Genomic DNA, 435 nt, shown 5'->3' with positions numbered 1-435 from the left:
GCGGCACCGCCCTCGACGACTCCTCCGACGCCGTCTTCGTGTACTCCTCGGCCACGGTCGGCCAGGTGGCGATCGGGGACTACGTGCAGGTCACCGGCGCGGTGTCGGAGTACCAGGGGCTCACCGAGCTCAGCGTTCCGTCGGGCGGACTCAGCGAGCTGGCTGCGACCGGGGTCACCCCGCCCGTCGCGGCGAAGGTCACCTGGCCGCGGACCGATGCGGCCAGGGAAGCGCTGGAGTCGATGCTGGTCGCTCCGCAGGGCGACTACACCGTCACCGACACCTACTCGACGAACTACTACGCATCGATCGGCCTGGCGTCGGGCACCACCCCGCTGCGCACCCCGACGGACGCCGCAGCACCGGGCTCTGCCGCGGCGCAGGCGGTCGCCGACGACAACGCTGCCCGCGCGGTCACGCTCGACGACGGGGCAT

1 pseudogene is annotated in these 435 nt (G+C 72.4%); it reads left to right on the top strand.

Annotated elements, in window-relative coordinates:
- Positions 1 to 435: pseudogene (locus BN358_RS26195) on the top strand (hypothetical protein); the annotation flags it as partial.

The organism is Sedimentibacter sp. B4, assembly GCF_000309315.1.
Taxonomy (GTDB): Bacteria; Bacillota; Clostridia; order Tissierellales; family Sedimentibacteraceae; genus Sedimentibacter; species Sedimentibacter saalensis.
The sequence above is the reverse complement of the archived record's forward strand: the minus strand, read 5'-3'. Positions and strand labels throughout refer to the sequence as shown.